Source organism: Lewinella sp. IMCC34183 (assembly GCF_003390915.1).
Lineage (GTDB): Bacteria > Bacteroidota > Bacteroidia > Chitinophagales > Saprospiraceae > Neolewinella.
In genome coordinates this window covers 86729-107098 of the sequence record NZ_QMEM01000001.1, presented here as the reverse complement: position 1 = coordinate 107098, position 20370 = coordinate 86729, and the positions used below count along the sequence as shown (strand labels likewise).

16 protein-coding genes are annotated in these 20370 nt (G+C 61.2%); 8 read left to right on the top strand and 8 right to left on the bottom strand.

Translation table 11 applies throughout. From position 1 onward, the window contains the following. Positions 1–12 precede the first annotated feature (12 nt). Positions 13–654 (top strand): deoxynucleoside kinase, encoded by a 642-nt coding sequence (locus tag DQG19_RS00455; protein ID WP_116124266.1) that lies wholly within the window; start codon positions 13–15, stop codon positions 652–654. A 9-nt stretch (positions 655–663) separates the two neighbouring features. Here the strand turns inward: DQG19_RS00455 and DQG19_RS00450 are convergent, their stop codons facing one another. Next, positions 664–3633, bottom strand: a complete 2970-nt coding sequence (locus DQG19_RS00450) for a PEP/pyruvate-binding domain-containing protein (protein ID WP_157974243.1) — start codon at positions 3631–3633, stop codon at positions 664–666. Between the two features lie 136 nt (positions 3634–3769). Between DQG19_RS00450 and DQG19_RS00445 the strand changes: the two genes are divergently transcribed. Both DQG19_RS00445 and DQG19_RS00440 read left to right on the top strand, forming a co-directional pair. Then, positions 3770–4867 (top strand): endonuclease/exonuclease/phosphatase family protein, encoded by a 1098-nt coding sequence (locus tag DQG19_RS00445; protein ID WP_157974242.1) that lies wholly within the window; start codon positions 3770–3772, stop codon positions 4865–4867. Positions 4868–4958: 91 nt separating this feature from the next. Continuing rightward, a complete protein-coding gene (locus tag DQG19_RS00440) occupies positions 4959–5801 on the top strand; it encodes a helix-turn-helix transcriptional regulator (RefSeq protein WP_116124263.1) in 843 nt (280 codons plus the stop codon). A 12-nt stretch (positions 5802–5813) separates the two neighbouring features. Here the strand turns inward: DQG19_RS00440 and DQG19_RS00435 are convergent, their stop codons facing one another. Next, complete coding sequence (locus tag DQG19_RS00435) at positions 5814–6230, bottom strand: OsmC family protein (RefSeq protein WP_116124262.1); 417 nt, start codon at positions 6228–6230, stop codon at positions 5814–5816. Beyond that, positions 6230–6724, bottom strand: coding sequence for a VOC family protein (locus DQG19_RS00430; RefSeq protein ID WP_116124261.1), 495 nt, complete (start codon positions 6722–6724; stop codon positions 6230–6232). The genes DQG19_RS00435 and DQG19_RS00430 overlap by 1 nt, the downstream gene beginning before the upstream one ends. A gap of 159 nt (positions 6725–6883) precedes the next feature. Here DQG19_RS00430 and DQG19_RS00425 point away from each other — a divergent pair, with 159 nt between their 5' ends. After that, on the top strand, positions 6884–8647 hold the full coding sequence (locus DQG19_RS00425) for a YncE family protein (protein WP_116124260.1): 1764 nt from the start codon (positions 6884–6886) through the stop codon (positions 8645–8647). Continuing rightward, complete coding sequence (locus tag DQG19_RS00420) at positions 8647–10401, top strand: carboxypeptidase-like regulatory domain-containing protein (protein ID WP_116124259.1); 1755 nt, start codon at positions 8647–8649, stop codon at positions 10399–10401. Before DQG19_RS00425 ends, DQG19_RS00420 begins: the two co-directional genes overlap by 1 nt. Here DQG19_RS00420 and DQG19_RS00415 read toward each other — a convergent pair whose 3' ends face one another. Continuing rightward, entirely contained in the window at positions 10402–12210 is a 1809-nt protein-coding gene (locus tag DQG19_RS00415) for an acyl-CoA dehydrogenase (RefSeq protein WP_116124258.1), read from the bottom strand. A gap of 74 nt (positions 12211–12284) precedes the next feature. Between DQG19_RS00415 and DQG19_RS00410 the strand changes: the two genes are divergently transcribed. Next, positions 12285–13682 (top strand): arginine decarboxylase, encoded by a 1398-nt coding sequence (locus DQG19_RS00410; RefSeq protein ID WP_116124257.1) that lies wholly within the window; start codon positions 12285–12287, stop codon positions 13680–13682. On the opposite strand, the gene DQG19_RS00405 is transcribed toward DQG19_RS00410, so the two are convergent. From DQG19_RS00405 to DQG19_RS00395, 3 genes are all read right to left on the bottom strand, one after another. Further along, on the bottom strand, positions 13679–14452 hold the full coding sequence (locus DQG19_RS00405; RefSeq protein WP_116124256.1) for an SDR family NAD(P)-dependent oxidoreductase: 774 nt from the start codon (positions 14450–14452) through the stop codon (positions 13679–13681). The genes DQG19_RS00410 and DQG19_RS00405 overlap by 4 nt on opposite strands. Then, positions 14449–16641, bottom strand: coding sequence for a bifunctional alpha,alpha-trehalose-phosphate synthase (UDP-forming)/trehalose-phosphatase (locus DQG19_RS00400; protein WP_116124255.1), 2193 nt, complete (start codon positions 16639–16641; stop codon positions 14449–14451). The genes DQG19_RS00405 and DQG19_RS00400 overlap by 4 nt, the downstream gene beginning before the upstream one ends. Before the next feature lie 86 nt (positions 16642–16727). After that, a complete protein-coding gene (locus DQG19_RS00395; protein ID WP_116124254.1) occupies positions 16728–17591 on the bottom strand; it encodes an NlpC/P60 family protein in 864 nt (287 codons plus the stop codon). Positions 17592–17650: 59 nt separating this feature from the next. On the opposite strand from DQG19_RS00395, the gene DQG19_RS00390 reads away from it, so the two are divergent. After that, positions 17651–18721, top strand: coding sequence for a PorP/SprF family type IX secretion system membrane protein (locus DQG19_RS00390; protein WP_116124253.1), 1071 nt, complete (start codon positions 17651–17653; stop codon positions 18719–18721). A 60-nt stretch (positions 18722–18781) separates the two neighbouring features. Beyond that, positions 18782–19288, top strand: coding sequence for a thioredoxin family protein (locus tag DQG19_RS00385; protein ID WP_116124252.1), 507 nt, complete (start codon positions 18782–18784; stop codon positions 19286–19288). 4 nt (positions 19289–19292) lie between these two features. Here DQG19_RS00385 and DQG19_RS00380 read toward each other — a convergent pair whose 3' ends face one another. Further along, positions 19293–19805 (bottom strand): O-acetyl-ADP-ribose deacetylase, encoded by a 513-nt coding sequence (locus tag DQG19_RS00380; protein WP_116124251.1) that lies wholly within the window; start codon positions 19803–19805, stop codon positions 19293–19295. Positions 19806–20370: the final 565 nt, after the last annotated feature.

Genomic DNA, 20370 nt, shown 5'->3' with positions numbered 1-20370 from the left:
CTTTGCGCTCCTATGGAAAATTCGCCCATCAAGCACATTGCCATCGCCGGGAATATCGGCGCCGGTAAAACGACCCTCTGCCGCCAGCTGGGCCAGCACTTCGGCTGGGAAGTTCACTACGAAAGCGCCGAGAACAATCCCTACCTGAGCGATTTCTACGACGATATGAAGCGCTGGAGTTTCAACCTCCAGGTGTACTTCCTACACAACCGCTACCGGCAGATCATCGACATTCAGGACGGTGACCACCCGGTCATCCAGGACCGTACGATCTACGAGGACGCCAACATCTTCGCGCCCAACCTTTTCGGCATGGGCCTGATGACCGAACGCGACTTCAACAGCTACACGGAGCTTTTCCATACCATGACCAGCCGCATCAAGCCCCCCGATCTGCTGATCTACCTGCGGGCGGGCATCGGCACGCTCGTCGCCCACATCGAGAACCGCGGGCGCGACTACGAGGGCAGCATGAGCCTGGATTACCTCAAGCAGCTCAACCGGCGCTACGAAGACTGGATCCGTGACTACCACGACGGCAACATCCTGATCATCAACGTGGACGAGGTCGACTTCGTCAATAAAAAGGAAGACCTCGGCCGCGTGATCAACATGGTGGACGGCAAACTTCACGGCCTGTTCAAGGGAGCGTAGCGGCGCTGCCTACAGTCCCTCCTGCATGCTGCTCGCCAGGTCGATGTAAACGCCTTCCCGCTCGGGGGGCGAGATGCTCTGCAGGTATTCGGACTTCTGAGCGTTGTCGTTCTCCACGAAGGGCCGGATCTGGAACAGCCAGATCTTGTTGTCCTGAAATCCCAACTCAACATCAAAGGGCCCGTCGGTATTCACGCCCGGTGCCTGCGGCATGATACGCTCTACTTCCTGCCCTAAAGCGTAGAGATCCGACAGGTTTTGCTGACTCAGGATCGGACGATCGAAGGGGGCGGCAACCATCACCGAGCCCCCCGTTACCGGCAGGCGACGGTACATGCGCTCGCGGGCGGGCGCCTGCAGGGTGAAGCGGCCATCGGCTCCCAGCAGGTAGGATTCCGCGGCTTGTCCATCGACCGCACCCCCAGCACCGCGGCTGAAGGCCACGGTAATATCGTCGTCCAGTCCGGACGTAACCCCCTTGGTGATCATCACGCCGGAATATTCCACGTCCACGCTCGGGATGATGAGGATGCTAGGGAATACGTTCTCGGGGTTCAGGAGGTAGCGCTGACGCCAGCGGTAGCTTCGTTCCGTGTACGGGCTGGCCCAGACTTCCTTGATGCCGTCCAGAATGGAGGTGCGGCCCACGACATTGAAGACGGTCTTGTTGAGGCCGGCCCCGGTGAAGGATTCCAGATCCTCCATGTTAGTGTCCGACCGTAGGAATACCGGTACTTCTCCGAATTCGCCACCAAGTACGTCGCGGAAGCCGTCCTGTAGTTGGGCGATCAGTTTGCCCTCGATGCGGATCTCATCGATGGCCGTGCGCAGCGTGGCCAGCTGTTCAAGCGTATAGGCCTCGATATCCGCTGCACTGCGGCCATCCTTTTCCATACGGGCCGCTTCGGCGAAGCGTGCGTTGAGGAAGGTCCAGTAGCTGGTACCGTCGGGCTGGCCGGGCATCTGCTGATCCAGGTGCTCACGGAAAATGCCGAATGGGATCACCAGACCGTTGACGACCTTATCGGGGAAGAGCGCCTTGAGCTGGCCGAGGTTGGCGGCCTTGGGGCCGGACCGTACGCCGCTGTCTTCGGCGTCGACGTTTCGCAGGTCCAGTACGTCGCGGGTCGAGAGATCGATGCGGTCGACGGGCACGGCGATCTTTTCCTGGCTGCGTTCGCGCACGGCGAAAAGGTCACGCTCCGTTTCGGTCATGTCTCCGACCGGCTTCATCAGTACCGATCCGCCGCTGCTCACCGCGTAAAAGACCTCCTCACCATCGTACGGCTTGAGCTGCTTGAATTGCTGGTCGCTAAGCACGGCGTTGGGAATACCCAGATTGCGGGCCAGCAACTGTACGTGGCTGACCATATTCCCCTCGCTCACGGTAAGGATACCGCCGACGGGTTTCAGGTCGGATGGCGGACGGCTGAAGGCGAAGATGTCGTGGTTGTTGACCTCTACGCCGTCGGGCGCGCCCTCGATCAGGTGAAGGATGCCCCGGGCGTAGCCGGGATTGAGGCCGCGGGCCTGGGCCTGGGAGGCGATGTCCATAAGGTGGTTGCCGCTGTCGCTGTTGCGAGCCAGCCAGTCGCCGAGGGCGCCGACGGCCTGCCCGAAGGGCAGCAGAACGGAACCCCGGATCTGGTCGTCGAGAAAGCCGAGGGCCTGCGGTTCGAAGCTCGCGTACCGCTCTGCCACATCGCCGTAGACGACCCGGTTGGTAGCGGTGCCCCACTCCACGAAGCGACGGGCGTTGTCGAGGTAATCGTCGAGCATCCGGGGCCAGATGTACTGATACCCGGGATCGGCGAGGTTACCGATGGCGGCTTCGTACTCCCAGAGTTCGATGAAGCCCGTGCCCGCCGCGGCCTCCCCGAGGTAGCAGATCTTCTCCATCTGGTCCCGGGCCGTGACCGGTTCCCAACTGCCGGCGGTGCGGAAGATGAGGTCGCTTACTTCATTAAGTACGTCGATCAGGCGCAGGCGATCGAGGGGACGGCGCTCGTCGTTGACCAAACTCTGGCGAATGGCTACGCTCAGGTCGGCCGCCGCGGTCAGGCGCGAAACATCGTTGGAGCCGTCCTCCAGGCGGGCCTGCTGCTCGACGAACCCGATCAGGCCGGGCCGGAGGGGGTCGGTCTCGGGGAGATCGGCGAGCAGATCGCGCACGTTGCTCAGGTCGCTGCCTCCGTACGCCACGTTGATGTCGTTGACCAGAGATTCGGCGGAAGCGTAGAGGTCGCGTTCGCGCAATTCCGTGGCGTGTTCTTCCATGAAGCGTTCCACCGCACCTGCGTCCGCGCCCTCCGGACGTCCGTGGATCTTGATCCGCAGGTCCATGAAGGCCGGGTACTCATCGGCGATCTCCTTACTGACCGCGCGAATACGCTGGTTGAGGTCGGTATCGCCGCGGTGCGGAATGTCGCGGGCGGCCTGCACGATGAGGTAAAAGTTTTCCCGCAGCACGTCGTCCTTAGCAAGCAGCCACCGGAAAAAACTGCGGCCCCACTCTTCCTCGTCCTCTACCTGGAAGGCGCCCCGGTAGAAGCGGGCCTGCTCGAGGATCCAGCCGTCGTCGACGGCCACGAGGTAATTATTGAGCTGGTACTGTTTGAGTCGGCTGTGATCGTTGGCCGCATCCCAGAAATCCCCGTACTCGGTATCGGCGAGTACCTGTCCGAAGAACAGGTGGTCCTGCCGCATGAGCTGCTTGATACGCGGAGTATAGTCGGCGTGCTGGTGGGCGCGGTCGTCGTCCGGACAGGGGTCACGCGCCGCGCGCTGGCTGCCGTCGGAGCAAAACCAGAAGATGCCGCGGTAGGGGCCGCGCCGGTCGGTACGGTAGGTGTTGACGAGCTCGGCGATCTCCCCGGGAGGAGTCGACTGAGCGACCAGGGACGGACCGCCGGCCAGGGTGCTAATGAGCAACAGAACGATCAGTCGGAAACCAGGTACGAACCGGGAAATAGTGTACATGCAAATAGGTTTATCGGGCAAAGGCAGGCATAATACAGCCGGCGTGCGCACGCCGTTCAAAGGTAAGACCGTTATCTGGCCAAGCAGTGTGAACATTGTTGGTACAGGTATTCTTCTAACCAAAACTTTAGTTTACGTGATAGCATTGCGCATTTTGGCCTACGTTCTCGGAACGATCGGCGTAGTCGGTACTTTGATGCCCTTCATCAAGTACGACGATTGGTGGATTCGCGGGTTTGACTATCCCCGGCAACAACTTGCCTTTCTGCTCTTCCTTTCGGCCATTTGCTGGGTGCTGTCCAACCAACAGAACGACGCACTCAATATTGCCGTCAGTGTTATTCTGGTATCCGCAACGCTGTATCAGGGCTACCGCATTCTACCGTATACGCCCCTTCACGGCAAGGATGCCAAGGATGCCGAAATCCTGGAAGAAAGCTCCGGCCACCTCACCCTGATGATCAGCAACGTACTGCAGACCAATACGCGGACGGACCTGCTGATCAGCCTGGTCAAGGAACGCGACCCCGATATCCTGCTGACCGTGGAAACGAATAAGTGGTGGGAGGAGAAAATCATGGAAGGCCTGGGCGATACCTATCCCTACCGCGTGCCGGTACCCATCGAGAACCTGTACGGCATGCACCTCTGGAGCAAACTGGAGCTGATCGACCCCGAGGTGAAGTACCGTATCAAAGATGATATTCCCAGCGTGGAAACTTCCATCAAGCTGGAGAACGGCCACGAAGTCGACCTGTACTTCCTGCACCCCATGCCGCCCAGCCCCACCGAGGCCTACGCGAGCACCGGACGGGACGCCGAATTGTCCCTCGTCGGGCTGGAGATCAAGGAACGCGATCACAAGACCGTGATCGTCGCCGGTGATATGAACGACGTAGCGTGGTCCCACTCCTCCCGCCTTTTTCAGCGGCTCAGCGGCCTGCTCGATCCCCGCCGCGGCCGGGGCATGTTCTCCACCTTTCACGCGGAGCACCGCCTGCTGCGCTGGCCGCTCGATCACGTGTTTCACAGCAGTGACCTGGCCGTGGTCGATTTGGAGCGGCTGCCGTACATCGGATCCGATCACTTCCCGGTACTGATCACGCTCAGCTACGAGCCCGCCCAGGACGAAAACCAGGGCGAAACGCCGGAGGAAGATGACCTGGAAGAGGCCGAGGAAACCATCGAAAAGGGCAAGGCACACGAGGACGATGCCGTAATCAAGGAGCGGTAATCAGCAAAAGAGTGTCATTTATATACGGCATCACTTCACCAGCTACACCGGACCGCCGTACCTTCGCCGCCTCTCCCAATCCGACTTTCGTATGAAAAATGTGGTTTCTCAGCGCTTTATCAAGTGTCACGACAAGCTTAAAGCCGAGAAACGAATTCGCTCCAGCCGCGCCTTCGCCCTGTCGCTGGACTATCTCCCGCAGTCCTTAAGCGAGATCCTGAAGGGACGCCGCGACGTGACCATCGAGCTGCTGCGGCAGGCCATCAATAAGTACAAGCTCAACCCGGTGTACATCTTTACCGGCGACGGTCCCATGTTCATGACTGAGGAGAGCAATCAGAACTTCCGGGTGCTGACCACCATCACCACCCCCGATGCGGACGAGCTGATTGTACACGTTCCCCTCCCGGCCCAGTCGGTGTACGCGGGCGAGCTCGGCGACCCCTCTTTCGTAGAGAGCCTGCCTACCTTCAGCCTGCCGGACTATAAATACAAGGTGGGCACCCACCGCAGCTTCGATGTGCCGGGCAACAGCATGGAACCTACCCTCTTCGAGGGCGACAAGGTGGTCTGTGCCTTCCTGGAGCCTACCCTATGGGAAAGCGGCATCAAGGACAATTACGCCTACGTAGTGGTCACCCGCAGCGACGTGGTGGTCAAGCGGATCCGCAACCACATCGCCGAGAGCAAGGAACTGGAGGTGATCTCCGACAACAGCTTCTACGAAACTTACCGCATCCCGCTGTCCGATCTCCGCGAGATCTGGTACGTGCGCGCCCGCATCACCCCGTTTTTGCCCTCTCCGCAAAATATCCAGCGCTACGTCCACGACGAGATGGCCGACCTCAAGGCCACCATCGCGCAGCAGGGCAAATTGATGGAGCGACTGGGCGTATCGGTAGAGAAGGTCCTCAGTGGCCAGTCCAAAAAATAGGTTCGGGGTACGTTATTCCTCGATGGTGCAAGTCCAGTCTATCGCTACCCCCCCAGCCTTGAGCATCAGTGATACGCTGCACAGTTTTTCCATGCTGAGGCGGCAGGCGCGGTCGGCCTTTTTAGGGTCGAGGGGTCCGAACAGGCGGTAGTGGACCCGGATGCGGGTAAAGGTGCGCGGCTCCGTGTCGCGGCGATCGGCCTCCACGGTGACTTTGATATCGCGCAGTTCCTGCCGCTGCTTCTGCAACAGCAGTACTATATCAATACTCGAGCAACTGGCTACGGCCGCGAGTACCAGCTGCATGGGGCGCATTCCCTTGCCCTGGCCGCCGATGTCGGGGCTACCGTCGGTCTGGACCGTCAGGCCCTCGTCGTTGGTGGTTTCAAAGAGGAAGGCGTCGTCGAGGCGGTTTAATTCTACTTTCACTACTTAGCGCGGTTTTTTTCCCAGAGCATACGGTTGTCGTTTACCTCGATCCAGTACCCGTCCGGGTCCTGAACGTATACCTGCTGCACGCCGTCCGGGCGCTTGTTTGATTTCATCTTTTCGCCGGTCCAGGTCTCGAAGGCGATATTCTCGTCGCGCAGGTGCTGCACGAAGCCGGCAAAGTCGTTGACGGCCATGCAGAGGTGAACGCCCTTGGTAGTGGTTACGTCCGCCCGGTCCGTCTCAATGATGTGGAGGGCCATGCCTTCCCCCAGCGACATCCAGACGCGCCGGTCATTGCCCGTTCCGTTATAGATGGTGTCGAGGGCAAAGGTATGCATGTAGAATTCCGCGCTGCGGTCCAGGTCGGTAACGTTAATGGCGTAGTGGTCGAAGCTGGCTCCGTAGGCGCCGTTTGCCTCCCCGAAGGGCGCGATCTTCGGGGAGCAGGATAGGGCCAGCAGGGTGATCCCGAGGCAGAGTAAGGTTCGCATGCGACTTCGTTTAGGCGGTAAGATACGCGTGACCCGTAAACTTCCATGGTGTCCGGATCCGTGGGCGTTCACCCCTCCTAAGAGGCCGTAGTTAAATTTTCGGCGGGAGGCTCAGCGCGTCTTCCGGGACCGTAATTTCGGAAGCGCTAAGCGAGTTTCATGCACCCAACCTACCGGTTTTTATACCCTTTCGTCCTGTGCTTCACCCTACTGGCCTGCACGAAAGAAGACGAAGGGGGAACCCTTGAGGTATTCGTCTCAAACGCCGATGGTCCGCAGGCCGGCGTGGCAGTACGGCTCGATCCGGGCGATGCCCGCGGCATCACCGACAGTGCGGGAACCGTACTGTTTGCTGACCTGCCCCCCCTCGATTACCTCGTCGAGGCCAGCCACGACGAGCTGGGTAGCAACAGTGCGCTAGCCTCCGTGGCGGAAGGCACGCTGACCCAGGCCATCATTAGGCTTCCCGGGCGGTACAATCGCGGTCCGGAAATAATCCCCGTGTTCCCCCGCCCCGACATAACCGATGGGTTCCGGGACACGGAGGGGTTCACCTTCGAAGCCCGCCTGACGGACGACCGCGACGCCACCGGAACCATCCCCTGGGAGCTGACCAGTAGCCTGGACGGCGTCCTGGGGTCGGGCGTAGATTCCGCGGGCCTGGCCGCGGTGTACCTGCAGGACTTATCGGTCGGCACCCACGTATTTACCCTTACGGCCACCGATAGCGAGGGCCTTACCAGCCGTCTCTCCTTCAACGTGCTGATACTGCCGCCGGCCCCTACCGTATATATCCGGAATGCGGTACCCAGCGGCGAGGGTCTGGCCGTGAGCTGGTCGCGCTGGGCCGGCGGCGACTTCGACCACTACACGGTGTACCGGGGTGAGGCGGGGAGCAATAGCCTATACGAGATCGCCATCCTTAACGACGTCAACGATACCGTCTTCGTGGACGAAACCCTACCCTACAACCGACCCGTAGATTACCAGGTGAACGTGTTCACCGGCCGGTCCGAACCCATCTCCAGTGAGCCGTACACAGCAGCGTACACGGTAGACCACATAGATCTCGAGGCGACGGTCAACCGGCTGTTGTCTGACCCGAAGCGAGGCCTGCTGTACGGTATAGATCAGGAAAACGACCGCCTGGTGGTCATGGACGTGGGCACCAGGCGGGTGACCCTGCAATTGCCGGCAGGCAGCCAGCCGACGGACCTCAGTTTGTCACCGAATGGAGACACCCTGTACGTGGCCGCCTCCGGAGGCAATACAATTACCATATTCGACCTGACAGTCCTCAAACGCGACCGGGTGATCTACCTCCCTGCCGCACGCTTCGCGCAGACGCTGCGCCCGATACGGGTAGCAGCCCTCACCGGAGGACGTGTAGCGCTGATCGGCGATTCAAACGTGCGTGGGCTACACCTTTACCGGCCCGGAGTGGATACGCTCACGCTCCTCGACGTAGGGGCATCAGAATCAAATAACCTGATAGCCGATCCAACCGGCACGCGACTGTTTATGTCGAACTTCGGCGGCGGCGGGCAGCGGGCCGTCCGCTTCGATCCTGACGGAGAGGGCAGTTTGTTTTTGGCCGATAAATCGGCTTCCTCCAACGGTAGCCTTCGTGCCGTACTGACCGCCGACGGCCGCTACTTCTTCTCGGGGAATGCCATGCTTCGCGCGAATGATCTGCAGCAGGTGGTGGCCACCTTCGGCACCGACTACTACAACGACATACGACTGTCCAACGCCGACGGCAGCCGCGTCATGGGCCCCGACCGGTACTACGGGAGCCAGCCAGCGGTAGAATTGGGACCGGTGCGGGCACCCAATCGGGTGCTGGCCTACGATCCGATGCGGGGCATCGCCTTCCACCACGAACTGTATTCTACCCTCATCACCCTCGTACCCTTTCCCTGATGCACCTGCTCCGCACCGCCTGCTTCCTCCTGTGCCTCCTGCTAGCCGCGGGCTGTGAAAAGGAGGAGCTGCCCCTTACCGGCAGCCTTGAAGTTACGGCCTACGACCAGGTGGGCAGACCCATTCCCGGAGCCACGGTACGGCTCACTCCCGGCGCCCTGGAGCAGCTGACCGATTCACTAGGCAGGGCACGCTTCCTGGACCTGGCCACCGGCACCTACGACATAGAGGTAAGCCAGTTCTATTTCCTCCCGCACGCCACCTCCCTGCGGATCACGGACCACCCCGTCGTACGCTACGACGCGGAACTTATTTCGGATCCCAACATTCCCCGGATATGGATTTACTCACCCGACGCCCGGTACATCACCACCTACATTCTTGGTGACAGCATGCTGGTCAATGCCGACGCCGCTAATGAGGTGCACGGTGCCCTGACCTATGCTATCCGTTCCGACCGTGACGGCCTGATCGGGGAGGGACAGGTCCCGGAGACCGGTAGGATATACGTGACCGTTCCCCTGCTTAGTTCGGGATTGCATACGATCACAATCACGGCGATGGCCGCGACGGGACACGAGACCAGTGTTGCCCTAAGCATACGGGTGCTTGAGGAGCCCGCGCCACCCACGCTGCTGTCCGCCACACCCACGCCTGAGGGTGTACTGCTGCGGTGGACGCAAACCACGAGCGAGGCCTTCAACGCCTACGAGGTAATCGTCGAGGCCGACAACCAGGGATTTTCCTCCTTCCTCACTTCCACCTTTACGTCTACCGATACGACGTTTCTCCACCGGGATCCGGGCTTCGGGGTGGATTATACCTATGCGGTTCGGTTGCAGCTGGACAATCAGGTAGAGCTGACCAGCAACCGCATTACGGTACCGTCCGGCGTACCCCGGTTGAAGTTCGAATCTCAGGTTATGGGCATGCTCGTTGATCGCCAGCGCCCCCTGCTTTACGTTATCACGGCCGAATCGCCCGAACTGCTGGTCTATAATACCGAGGATCTAACGTTGGTGGCGGTCCTGACCCTGCCTGGCGTACCGGAATCACTGGCGCAGTCCGGCGATGGTAGTACCCTGTTCCTCCCGCTGCCCCGGGCGGGTGCTATCCAGCTGGTTGACCTGACAAACCAGACCGTGGCGCGGACCGTCCCGGCGTTGGGCTTGGCCGGCGAAACCGATGCCCCCTTCCCCATCCGCGCCGTCGGCTTGTCCGACGGACTATTAGCGTACACGGGGTACGGTAGTCTGCGCGGGCAGACCGTGGTGGCGGATGCGATCACGGGCGACACCCTTGGATCTTACGCGGCCAATTACTCCGTGCCCGAATTCGTGACCCCCCCCGCCGGGGATGTACTTTTCACGGTCGAGCAGGACATGATCTTTCGCTACGGCGTCAGTAAGGGGGGACTGGCCCTGGAGCAGCGTATACGGCATAGCGCATCGATGTATGTCCGGGCATACCTGACCGACGACGCCCGGTTCCTGGTGGCGGATGCCGTCCGCCGGGACGCCAAGAATCTGCAACGGGTACTGGGTAGCTACCCCACGGGCCTGTTCGCGCTCAGCGGAGACGGCCGGTATGCCGTCGGGGCGTATGGATTGCTGGACGGTGAAACGTATCAGGTGCTGCTGCCCCTGTCCGTCATCGTCCAGGGGGCATCGATAGACACCCAAACCGGGACGTTCTTCTTCACCACCCTCGACGCCAACCGTACAATATTCCGGATGCCGATGCCAGACCGGTGATCAAACCAGCAGTTCCGGGGCGGTATTCAGGGTTACGCGGCCAGTGCTCAACAGGGTACGGCGCAGTCCCGCCGTGCGCGGGAACACGTAATCGAAGTAGTACGCTGCGGTAGCCAGCTTGGACTCATAGAAGGTTTGCTCGTCCCGGCCCAGGGGGGTCCCTCCAACGGTACGGGCCGCTTCGAGGGCGCGAACGGCAGCGTTGGCCTGCAGGACCCATATCCACCCGATAACGTGCAGCCCGAAGTAGTCAAGAAAAACGGTAGCGTCCGCCAGGAACACCCGGGGATCGTCTTCCCGCTGGGCGAGCCCCAACAAATACTCCAGGGTCTCCTGCAGCTTACCGACACCCTGGCCCAGCGTCCCGGCCAGCTCCCGCGTCCGTGCGTTGGCCTGGGCATCCCGCAGGGTGGCGGTGACCTCTTCGGCGAGAAAACCAACCGCCTTGCCGTTCTCCATCAGCACCTTGCGGCCGAGCAGATCGAGCCCGTGTATGGTAGTCGTACCCTCGTAGATGGAGTTGACGCGTATGTCGCGGAACAACTGCTCCACCGGGTGATCGTCGGTGTATCCGGCGCCTCCGAGTACCTGCATGGCCAGGCTAACGGACTCGTTGCCGTACTCGCTGGGGAAGCTTTTCGCGACCGGCGTAAGCAGTTCGAGTAATAGCCGGCTGCGGTCGTCCCCCGCGGCGCGGTAGCGATCCTCGTAGAGGCTACACTGGAGAAGCAGCGCGATGCTACCCTCGACCACGCTCTTCTGGAAGAGCAGCATGCGGCGTACGTCGGCGTGCTCGATGATGAGTACCTGCGGGGCTTCCACGTCCTTATTGCCGGGGTGGCGGCCCTGCGGTCGCTCGCGGGCGTAGGTGAGGCTGGCGTAGTAGGCCGCGGAGGCCGCGCCGGCGGCCATCATGCCCGTGCCGATACGGGCCTCGTTCATCATCAGGAACATATTATTGAGCCCCCGGAATTCTTCACCGACCAGCAGACCGCGCGTAGGCCCCTGCTCGCCGAACATGAGGTGGGCGGCCACGTAGCCTTTCTGCCCCATTTTGCCGTAGATGCCGGCGGTCGTCACGTGGTTGTCGGTCAGGCCGTCGGGGCCGGGCAGGTACTTCGGCACCACGAAGAGGCTGACGCCCTTCACGCCCTTCGGGCCGTCCTTCTGGCGGGCCAGCAGCAGGTGGACCACGTTTTCCACGCCGGTATGATCGCCGCCGCTGATGTAGATCTTCTGTCCGAAGATGTGGTAGGTGCCGTCGGACTGCTCCTCATAGTAGGTGGTGATGTCGCTCAGGGAGCTTCCCGCCTGGGGCTCGGTCAGGGCCATGGTACCCTGCCACTCGCCGGCCGCCATCTTGCCCAGGTAGGCCTCGCGCAGTTCGTCGCTGCCGAACTCCCGGATCAGGTTGGCGGCGCCCGTGGTCAGGAAGCCGTAGGCGGCCAGGTTGCCGTTGGCGGCCTGGAAGACGAGGCTGCCGGCGTTGAGCACGGTCAGGGGCATCTGCTGCCCCTCGTGCTCGAAGCCCCAGGCAGCGCTGAGCCAGCCGCTTTCTCCCAGCGCGCGCAGTCCTTTTCCTACCTCGGGCAAGACGTGCACCTCGCCGTCGGCGAAATACGCCTTGTCGCGATCCATCCGTGCGTAGTGGGGAGCCAGGTACTGGTCGGCGAGCTGACGGGCGGCATCGAGGCTGAAATCGATGGCCTCACGGTCGAAATCACCGAAGCGCTCGCTGCGGAGTACGCTCCCCAGATCGAGTACTTCGTGCAGGATAAACCGGAGGTTGCGGAGGGATATGTAGGACATACAGTAAAGATAGAAATTCATTGCACCCGCGTCCGCGCGACCTGTGTATCTTTGCCCCCCCAAACGAACCGCGCGTGGCTAATAAGTACTTCGACCTGATTGACCAGACCTTCTACTTTCCCCAGGAAGGATTCGACATGGACAACGGGTACCTTACCTTCAACCGAATCCCCCTGATCCACCTGATCCGAAAGTACGGTACGCCGCTCAAGCTGACCTACCTGCCCAGCATCGGTCGCAAGATCAAGGAAGCCCGTAACCTCTTTCGCCGCGCCATGCGCGCCCAGGGCTACGCCGGGCAGTATCAGTACTGCTACTGCACGAAAAGCAGCCACTTCGCGCACGTCGTGGAGGAGGCCCTCGACCACGACGTACAGCTCGAGATCAGCTCCGCCTACGACGTCGACCTCATCCGCCGCCTGCACGCCCGCAAAAAGCTGGACAAAAAGATCCAGATCGTCTGCAACGGCTTCAAGCCCGAAAACTACCTCGAAGGGATCGTGGGCCTGATGAACGACGGATTCGAAAACGTGATCGCGGTGGTAGACAACAGCCACGAACTCGACTACTACGAGCAGCACGTGGAGGGCGTGGCCAAGATCGGTATCCGCATGGCCACCGAAGAAGAGCCCAACTTCGAGTTCTACACCAGCCGCCTGGGGCTGCGGTACGGCGACGTACTGCCCCTGTTCCGCGAACGGATCAAGGAGAGCAGCAAGCTGGAACTCCACATGCTGCATTTCTTCGTCGACACTGGCATCAAGGATACGCTCTACTACTGGGGGGAACTGAAGAAAGCCGTGCGCCTTTACGGCGAGCTGAAAAAGGAGAGCGAGAACCTTCACGCCCTCAACATCGGCGGGGGCATGCCTATCCGCAATAGCCTCGGTTTCGAGTTCGACTACAAGTACATGGTACGGGAAATCGTCAAGAACATCCTCGAAGCCTGTGAGGAGGACGGCGTCCCGGAGCCGGATATCTTCACTGAATTCGGCAAATACACCGTAGGCGAAAGCGGTGCCACGATATTTTCGGTCCTGGCGCGCAAGCAACAGAACGACAGCGAGATGTGGTACATGATCGATAATTCGCTCATGACCACCCTACCGGATGCGTGGGGAATTGGGGAACGCTTCATCCTCCTACCGATCAATAAGTGGGACCGCGACTACCGCCGCGTGAATATCGGCGGACTCAGCTGCGATAACTCCGACTACTACAACTCCGAGATCCACGAGAGCCAGGTGTACCTGCCGGTAGATCGCGAAGGAGACGAGGAGCCGCTGTACCTAGGCTTCTTCCATACCGGAGCCTACCAGGACAGCATCAGCGGCTACGGCGGCATCAAGCACTGCATGATCCCGAGCCCGCAGCACATCATCATCGATATCGACGAGGAAGGAAACCTGACCGACCGGGTACTCGCCGGCAAGCAGTCGGCCGAGAGTATGCTGCAGATCCTGGGGTACTAGGACTGCATCCGTTTGATCACGCTCATCACCAGGCGCTCCGGCAGTAGCGGGAGCAAGCCCTTGATGACTACCTGCAGCCCGAGTTCATTGATAACCTCCAGGCGACCGGCCTCCATGGCCGTGTACGCCTGTCGGGCCACGCTGCTCGGGCTGGCCCCCTGCCCCATCATTGCATTGTCCTCGGCGAAGCCGGCTCGGTCGGCGAATTCGGTCTCTACGGGGCCGGGGCACAGCACGGTCACGCTTACCCCGGTGCCGTCGACCTCCGACGCCACGGCCTTACTGAGTGAATTTACGTAGGCCTTGGTGGCGAAATAAACGGCCTGCAGCGGTCCCGGCATAAATCCGGCCGTGCTGGAGGTATTAAGGATCCAGCCCCGCCCGCGTGCCTTCATTCCCGGGAGGAACAGATGCAGCAATTCGGTGACGGCAGTTACGTTCAGCTCAATCATTGCGGATACGGTAGACCAGTCCTGCTCGCTAAACCGGGCGTTGCCCCCGAATCCAGCGTTGTTGAACAGGTAATCGATCTCGATCCCTTCCGCCTCCAGAAAATCGAAAAGGCCCTGCCGCGCACCGGCCTCGGTGAGGTCCTTTACGTAGACTTGTACGGTTACGCCGTAGCGTTCGCGCAATTCGCTGGCTAGTTCCTCCAGTTCGTCCTCGCGGCGGGCCACGATGACCACGTCCCGCCCACGGCGGGCGTGCTCACGGGCCAGGCTGCGCCCGATGCCCGAACTGGCGCCGGTGATCAGTCCGGCCGCTCTCATGCTTTCTCGGCAACCCGCCCGAGTTTGCTGAAAAACTGACGAACCTCCGTTACGCCGGTGAGGCTGTACCGGGCGGCGGTCCGGCCGGGGCCCACCTTGATGCTTACGCCCCAGTCGGGTAGCGCGCGGAAGATGTCCTCGTCGGTGCTGTCGTCACCGATTCCGAGGATGAAGCCCCACTTGCTCATATTGACCCAGTGCTGGGTAGCTTTCCCCTTGTTCACGCCGGCGTTCTTGATCTCTACGACCTTGTTGCCTTCGAGCACCTGCAGGTCCTGGTTCTGGATCAGGTAGGTCAGCATGTCGCGGAACTCGCGCACGCGCTTGTTGCCCAGGTCGCGGTCGATGTTGCGGTAGTGCCAGGCCAGGCTGTAGTCTTTCTCCTCAATGAAGGAGCCGGGGGTACGGGAGACGAGGTTCTCGAGCAACTCGCGGACTTTGGGTTTCCAGCCGTCCACCACGTTGGGGTTGAGTCGCCACTCACCTTTTTCCTTCATCCACACGCCGTGTTCGGCGGCCATTTCCACGTCGAGGTGGCCGAGCCACTTCTGCAGGGTTGCCTTGTCGCGCCCGCTGTTGATGACCACGTTGTTCTTGGGGTCGGCGGCGAGGGTGGACAGCACCTTCAGTACCTCCTCGTCGGGTTTGACGGCCTGTGGGTCGGGGTCGAAGCCCATGAGCGTACCGTCGTAGTCGATGAAGAGCAGGCGGGTTTCGGCCTGTTCGTAGCTTTTCAGGACGGCGTCGAGGGCATCCTCGCTGAGGTGAGTGGTGTGGTGCATCTTATTCTTCTCTTTAAGTTTTTGCTGTTCCTTAATGAATGTGGCGGCCCAGTGCTTCACGTCGTACTGCCGCAGTTTCTCCTGCATTTCCTCCATCCGGCGCTGCTGCTCCTCGAGGGGCATCTCCAGGGCCTCGACAAGGGCGTCCTCGATCTCCTTGCTGCTCTGGGGATTGACGGTAAGGGCTCCGTCGTTGAGCTCGTAGACGGCGCCGGCCATTTCACTAAGGATAAGTACACCGCGCTTCTTGTCGTCCTTGGCGGCCACGTATTCCTTGGCTACCAGATTCATGCCGTCGCGCAGGGGCGTGATCAGGGCGATGTCCGCCTCCTTGTAAAGGGTAGTCAGCGCCGCGAAATTGAGTGAACGGTAGTAGTAGTGGATCGGCATCCAGTCGAAGGTGCTGTATTCGCTGTTCACCTGGCTCACCAGGATGTCCACCTCGGTCTTCAGGCTCTGGTACTGATCCACGTTCGCCCGGCTGGGCACCACGATCATGATCAGGTTCACCTTGCCGATGTACTCGGGGTGATTGCGGATGAACTGCCCGAAGGCGCGGATGCGGTGGGGAATACCCTTGGTATAGTCCAGCCGGTCCACGCTCAGGATGATCTTGCGGCTGGCGTGCAGCTTGCGGATCTCCCCGCTGCTCTGGTCGCTCTGCGCGTCCACGTCGGGGTTAGCGTACTTGTCGTACTCGATGCCCATCGGGAACACGTCAACGTTGACCTGCCGGTCCCCGATCGTCAGGCCACCGAACTCGTGCTCGTAGCCGGTGATGCGGTAGGCCGCCGACAGGAAGTGCCGCATGTAGCCGAAGGTGTGGAAGCCCACCTGGTCGCTGCCCAGGATACCGTCCAGGATTTCCTTGCGCCAGGGCAGGATACGGAACACCTCGTAGCTGGGAAAGGGGATGTGGAGGAAGAAACCGATACTGATCTTGGGAAACTTCTCGCGGATCATGGCGGGCAGCAACATGAGCTGGTAGTCGTGCACCCAGACCATATCGTCTTCCCGCAGCACGTTCTCTACCGCCTGGAAGAACTTGAAGTTGACCTCCTGGTAGGCCTGCCACATCTCGTCGTTGTACACGGTGTACTCGGTGAAGTAGTGGAAATGCGGCCAGATCGTCTTGTTGCTGTAGCCTTCGTAGTACAGGTCGATCTCGCGCTCGGTCAGGAATACCGGCACCAGGTTCCGCTTCATAAGGTCGCTGCGGATCGCCTCGCGCTCCCATTCGTTGGCGATGTCCTCACCCGGCCACCCGATCCAGATTTTGTTGTAGCTGTCGTCGAGTGAATTGAGGCCCGTGGCCAGTCCACCCGCACTGGGATGGTAATGCAGCTCGCCGTCGGAACGGTTTACCGTGATGGGCAGGCGATTAGATATGATGACCAGTCTAGACATGTGGGTGTAAAGGTTTTCAGTAGCGGATTAAAGCAGCACGTTTTTTAGTTATACAGCAGGCGGGAACGCAGGTGCGAGGAAGGTACTTAAAAAATAAGTATCTGCTGGCTTTCCTCCTCCGCATTCGTACGCTTGGGGCCGAGTTCCACGGCGGCTTCCGGGGGGGCATCGGGCAGCAGCCGGCGCACAATACGGAGTCGGTGGGAGTACCGCCCCCGTTCCCGGTCGAAGATGCCAAAGTGGTCCAGGGGGTCAATGCGCACCCGGCCGCACACGTGCAGCACCTGCCCGCCGGAAAGGATGAGCCCGACGTGTACGATGCGCCCGCGATCGTCCTGGAAAAACGCCAGGTCCGCTTCCTGGCACTGCAGGACGAAATCCACGCCGCGCCCCTGCTGGCACATGGCCGCGGGCTCGCGCGGCAGGCGCAAATTGGCCAGGCGGGCCACCAGCTGGATCAGCTCCCCCGCCCCTACCCCGGTCGGGGTACGCCCCCCCCGGAATTCCGGCACGTACAGCCACTTGCGCGCCAGGCGCAGCAGCAGGTCGGGCTCCGGCACCTGCTGGGCGGTCAGCAGCGCCTGCCCGGAGTAGCGGAAGCGCTGGGTGCCGTGGCGAAGCTGCAGCCCGTCGTAGTGGGGCAGTCGGGCACCGAAGGTCACCGGCAGGCCGTAGGTGTCGGTAAACACCGGACAGAACAGTTCCAGGGCGAAGGCCGGCCGCTCCACCTGCGCACGGAACGTCGCCGTATCCACCGGCGCCAGCTGGTCGGCCAGTATGTATCCCTCGGTGCCGTCGTCGGCCATTTCCACCCTACAGTAGGGCGGCGTGACGGCCAGGATACGGACGGGTTCGCCGAAGAGCAGCTGACTGACCAGCGGGGCCCGCGGGCGGGGTTTGGCCAGCAGCGGGGCGGCCGTGTATTTGCCGGTAGCGTAGGTTACCTCCATAGGCGGGCAAGATAGCCCTAAGCGGTCGGCAAGCCACCCCCGCACCGTACCTTTGGCATATGATATCCGGCGTCTTCCGTCTCTTACTACTCCTGTGCTGCCTGCTGCCCCTGGCTACGGTCCGGGCCCAGGATCCCCAGTTCTCGCAGACCTTTGCCTCCCCCGCCACGCTTAATCCGGCACTGATCGGCCTCTTCCCCGGGCGCTATCGCGTGGTCATCAACCACCGCAGCCAGTGGGGGCAAGTGTTGCAGAACCCCTTCAGCACCTCGGCCTTCGCGGCTGACTTTCACTACGACTTCCACCCCAAACGCCGCAGCAGCGACGGCTTCGGCGCCGGCGTCGTATTCCTCAACGACCGTATGGGGGAGGTGGACTTTTCCACTAACCAGGTCATGCTGGGCGGTGCCTTCCACAAGCGGCTCGACGCCCGCGGCGAAACCACCCTCAGCGCCGGCCTGCAGGGCGGCGTGGTGCAGCGCAGCCTCGGCTACGGCGACCTGACCTTCGACGACCAGTTCGACGGTACTACGGGCTACCTGCCCGCACTGGGCGCGGAGGTACTGCCCGAGAACAGCGTCTCCTTCGGTGATTTCCAGCTCGGTTTGAACTATAGCCACGTGCCCCAGAGCCGTACGGCCGTCTTTGCCGGCGTAGCCCTGCACCACGTCACCCAACCGGAACAAAGCTTCTACGCCTCCGCCACTGCCGGGACGGATGTCGAGGTTACTAATACCCTCTACTCCCGGTACAGCGCCTACGTCAACTTCCGCATTCCCGTCAACCTCACCACCCAACTGTCGCCGCGGGCGTACTACGTCGTACAGGGCCCCCACGCCCTCGCGCTCCTGGGCAGCAACCTCCGCCTGCTCGTCGACGACAGCAACGGTACCGCCCTCCACTTCGGGGTACACGCACGGGCGGCCCTCGGTGATGCCGGCTACCGGCTCGATAGTGGCGTGGGCTTCGTAGGGCTCGAGGTCTCGGACTTTCTGTTCGGCTTCAGCTACGACGGGGGCATCGGCAACTCCAGCCGGGGAGACAACCGCCGCCGCAGCGCCTTCGAGCTCAGCGCCTCCTTTATCGGGCTTTCGGAGGACGATGCCGCGGTTCCCTGTCCTAAATTCTGAGCCGCGAGATACTAAGGCAGCATCGGCATACCTTTAAGTAGAGCAGATAATTCCGCTACCATGAAATTTCTCCTATCCCTACTCCTGCTCTGCACGGCCGCATCGCTATCCGCCCAGATCGAATGGCTGAGCTGGGAGGAAGCCATTGTCCGTAACGAGCGGGAACCGCGAAAACTGCTGGTCGATGTCTACACCGACTGGTGTGGCTGGTGCAAGCACATGGACAAGACCAGCTTCCGGGAACCCGCCGTGGTGGCCTACGTCTCCGAAAACTTCTACGCCGTCAAGCTGGACGCCGAACAGGAAGAGACCATCACCTTTGACGGCCACGATTTCGCCTATGACCCCACCGTGGGCCGGCGCGGCGTGCATTCCCTGGCCGTGGCCCTGCTCGACGGCCGCATGAGCTACCCCAGCATCGTCTACCTGGACGATGAGCAGAAGCGGATCACCATCAGCCCGGGTTTCAAAGAAGGCCCGCAGCTATTGCGGGAGCTGACCTACGTCGGCGGCGACCACTTCAAATCCACCACCTTCCAGGATTACGTCGAGGCGACCGGCGAATAACCCCCTATTCTTCCTCCAGCAGGGACTGGTAAATATGGTAGTTCTCCGCGTCGTAGCAGATAAAGCGTACCTCCCGCACCACCCTACCGGTAAAGCCACGTACCGCAGCCACCGCGATGCGGGCCGCGCGCAGTTTGGGGAAGCCGTACACGCCCGTACTGATGTTGGGGAAGGCCACCGAACGAGCACCCTCCCGTTCAGCCAGCTCCAGGCTGTTGCGGTAGCAGGCACCCAGCAGCGCCTCTTCTTCTGCCGTTCCGCCCGCCCAGACCGGCCCCACCGTATGAATCAGCACTCGGGCGGGAAGGTCACCCGCAGTAGTGACCACGGCCTCACCGGTCGGGCAGCCACCGGTACGTTCCCGAATCTCGCGGCAGGCGCGGGCAATGGCCGGTCCTCCGGCGCGGTGAATGGCCCCGTCCACTCCTCCGCCCCCGGCCAGCCTGGAGTTGGCGGCGTTGACAATGGCGTCGACCGGGTGACGGGTGATGTCGTACTGGTGCAGGGAGATGGTCATCGTGGGGGCATTTGTTGTCCGAGGACCCGATCCGCCCGCGGCGTGTTCGGTGCCAAATGCAGGGTAAATGACAATATCTTAACAAACCCCACATCCATGGGGTTTGACCCCACCCCCCCCGGGCCCTATATTTGCACTGCAGCAAAGGGAAACGTTCCCTTTATTTTTGTCTCTCATTCTTAAACCTAATCACTTAACGGGAGTAGGAGTTTTTTCTCCTCCACCTTTTTCTTCGAAGCTGTTTTCGGGCTCTGTGCCCCAAGGACAATTTTCAGTAGACGAATTAAGACTTAAGGCCCGCACGGTGCAACGTGCGGGTCTTTTTTTGTCCCTACCTGATCGTTAGCCGCGCACGCCACCGCCCTTTTGCGTGCTTACCACACGACTGTGGGGTTACCTGCGGCACGGGCCGCACCTACTTTTACCGTATTGGCGGAGCTGCGGTTTCGCCGCGCATCACTCACCTAACCTGAAACAACCCACCTTGTACCACCCCAACGCCATTGCCCGTACCGGTCAGCTGTTTGGGAGTGTGCTCCGTCCTGTCGTGACCTTCGCTGCGCCG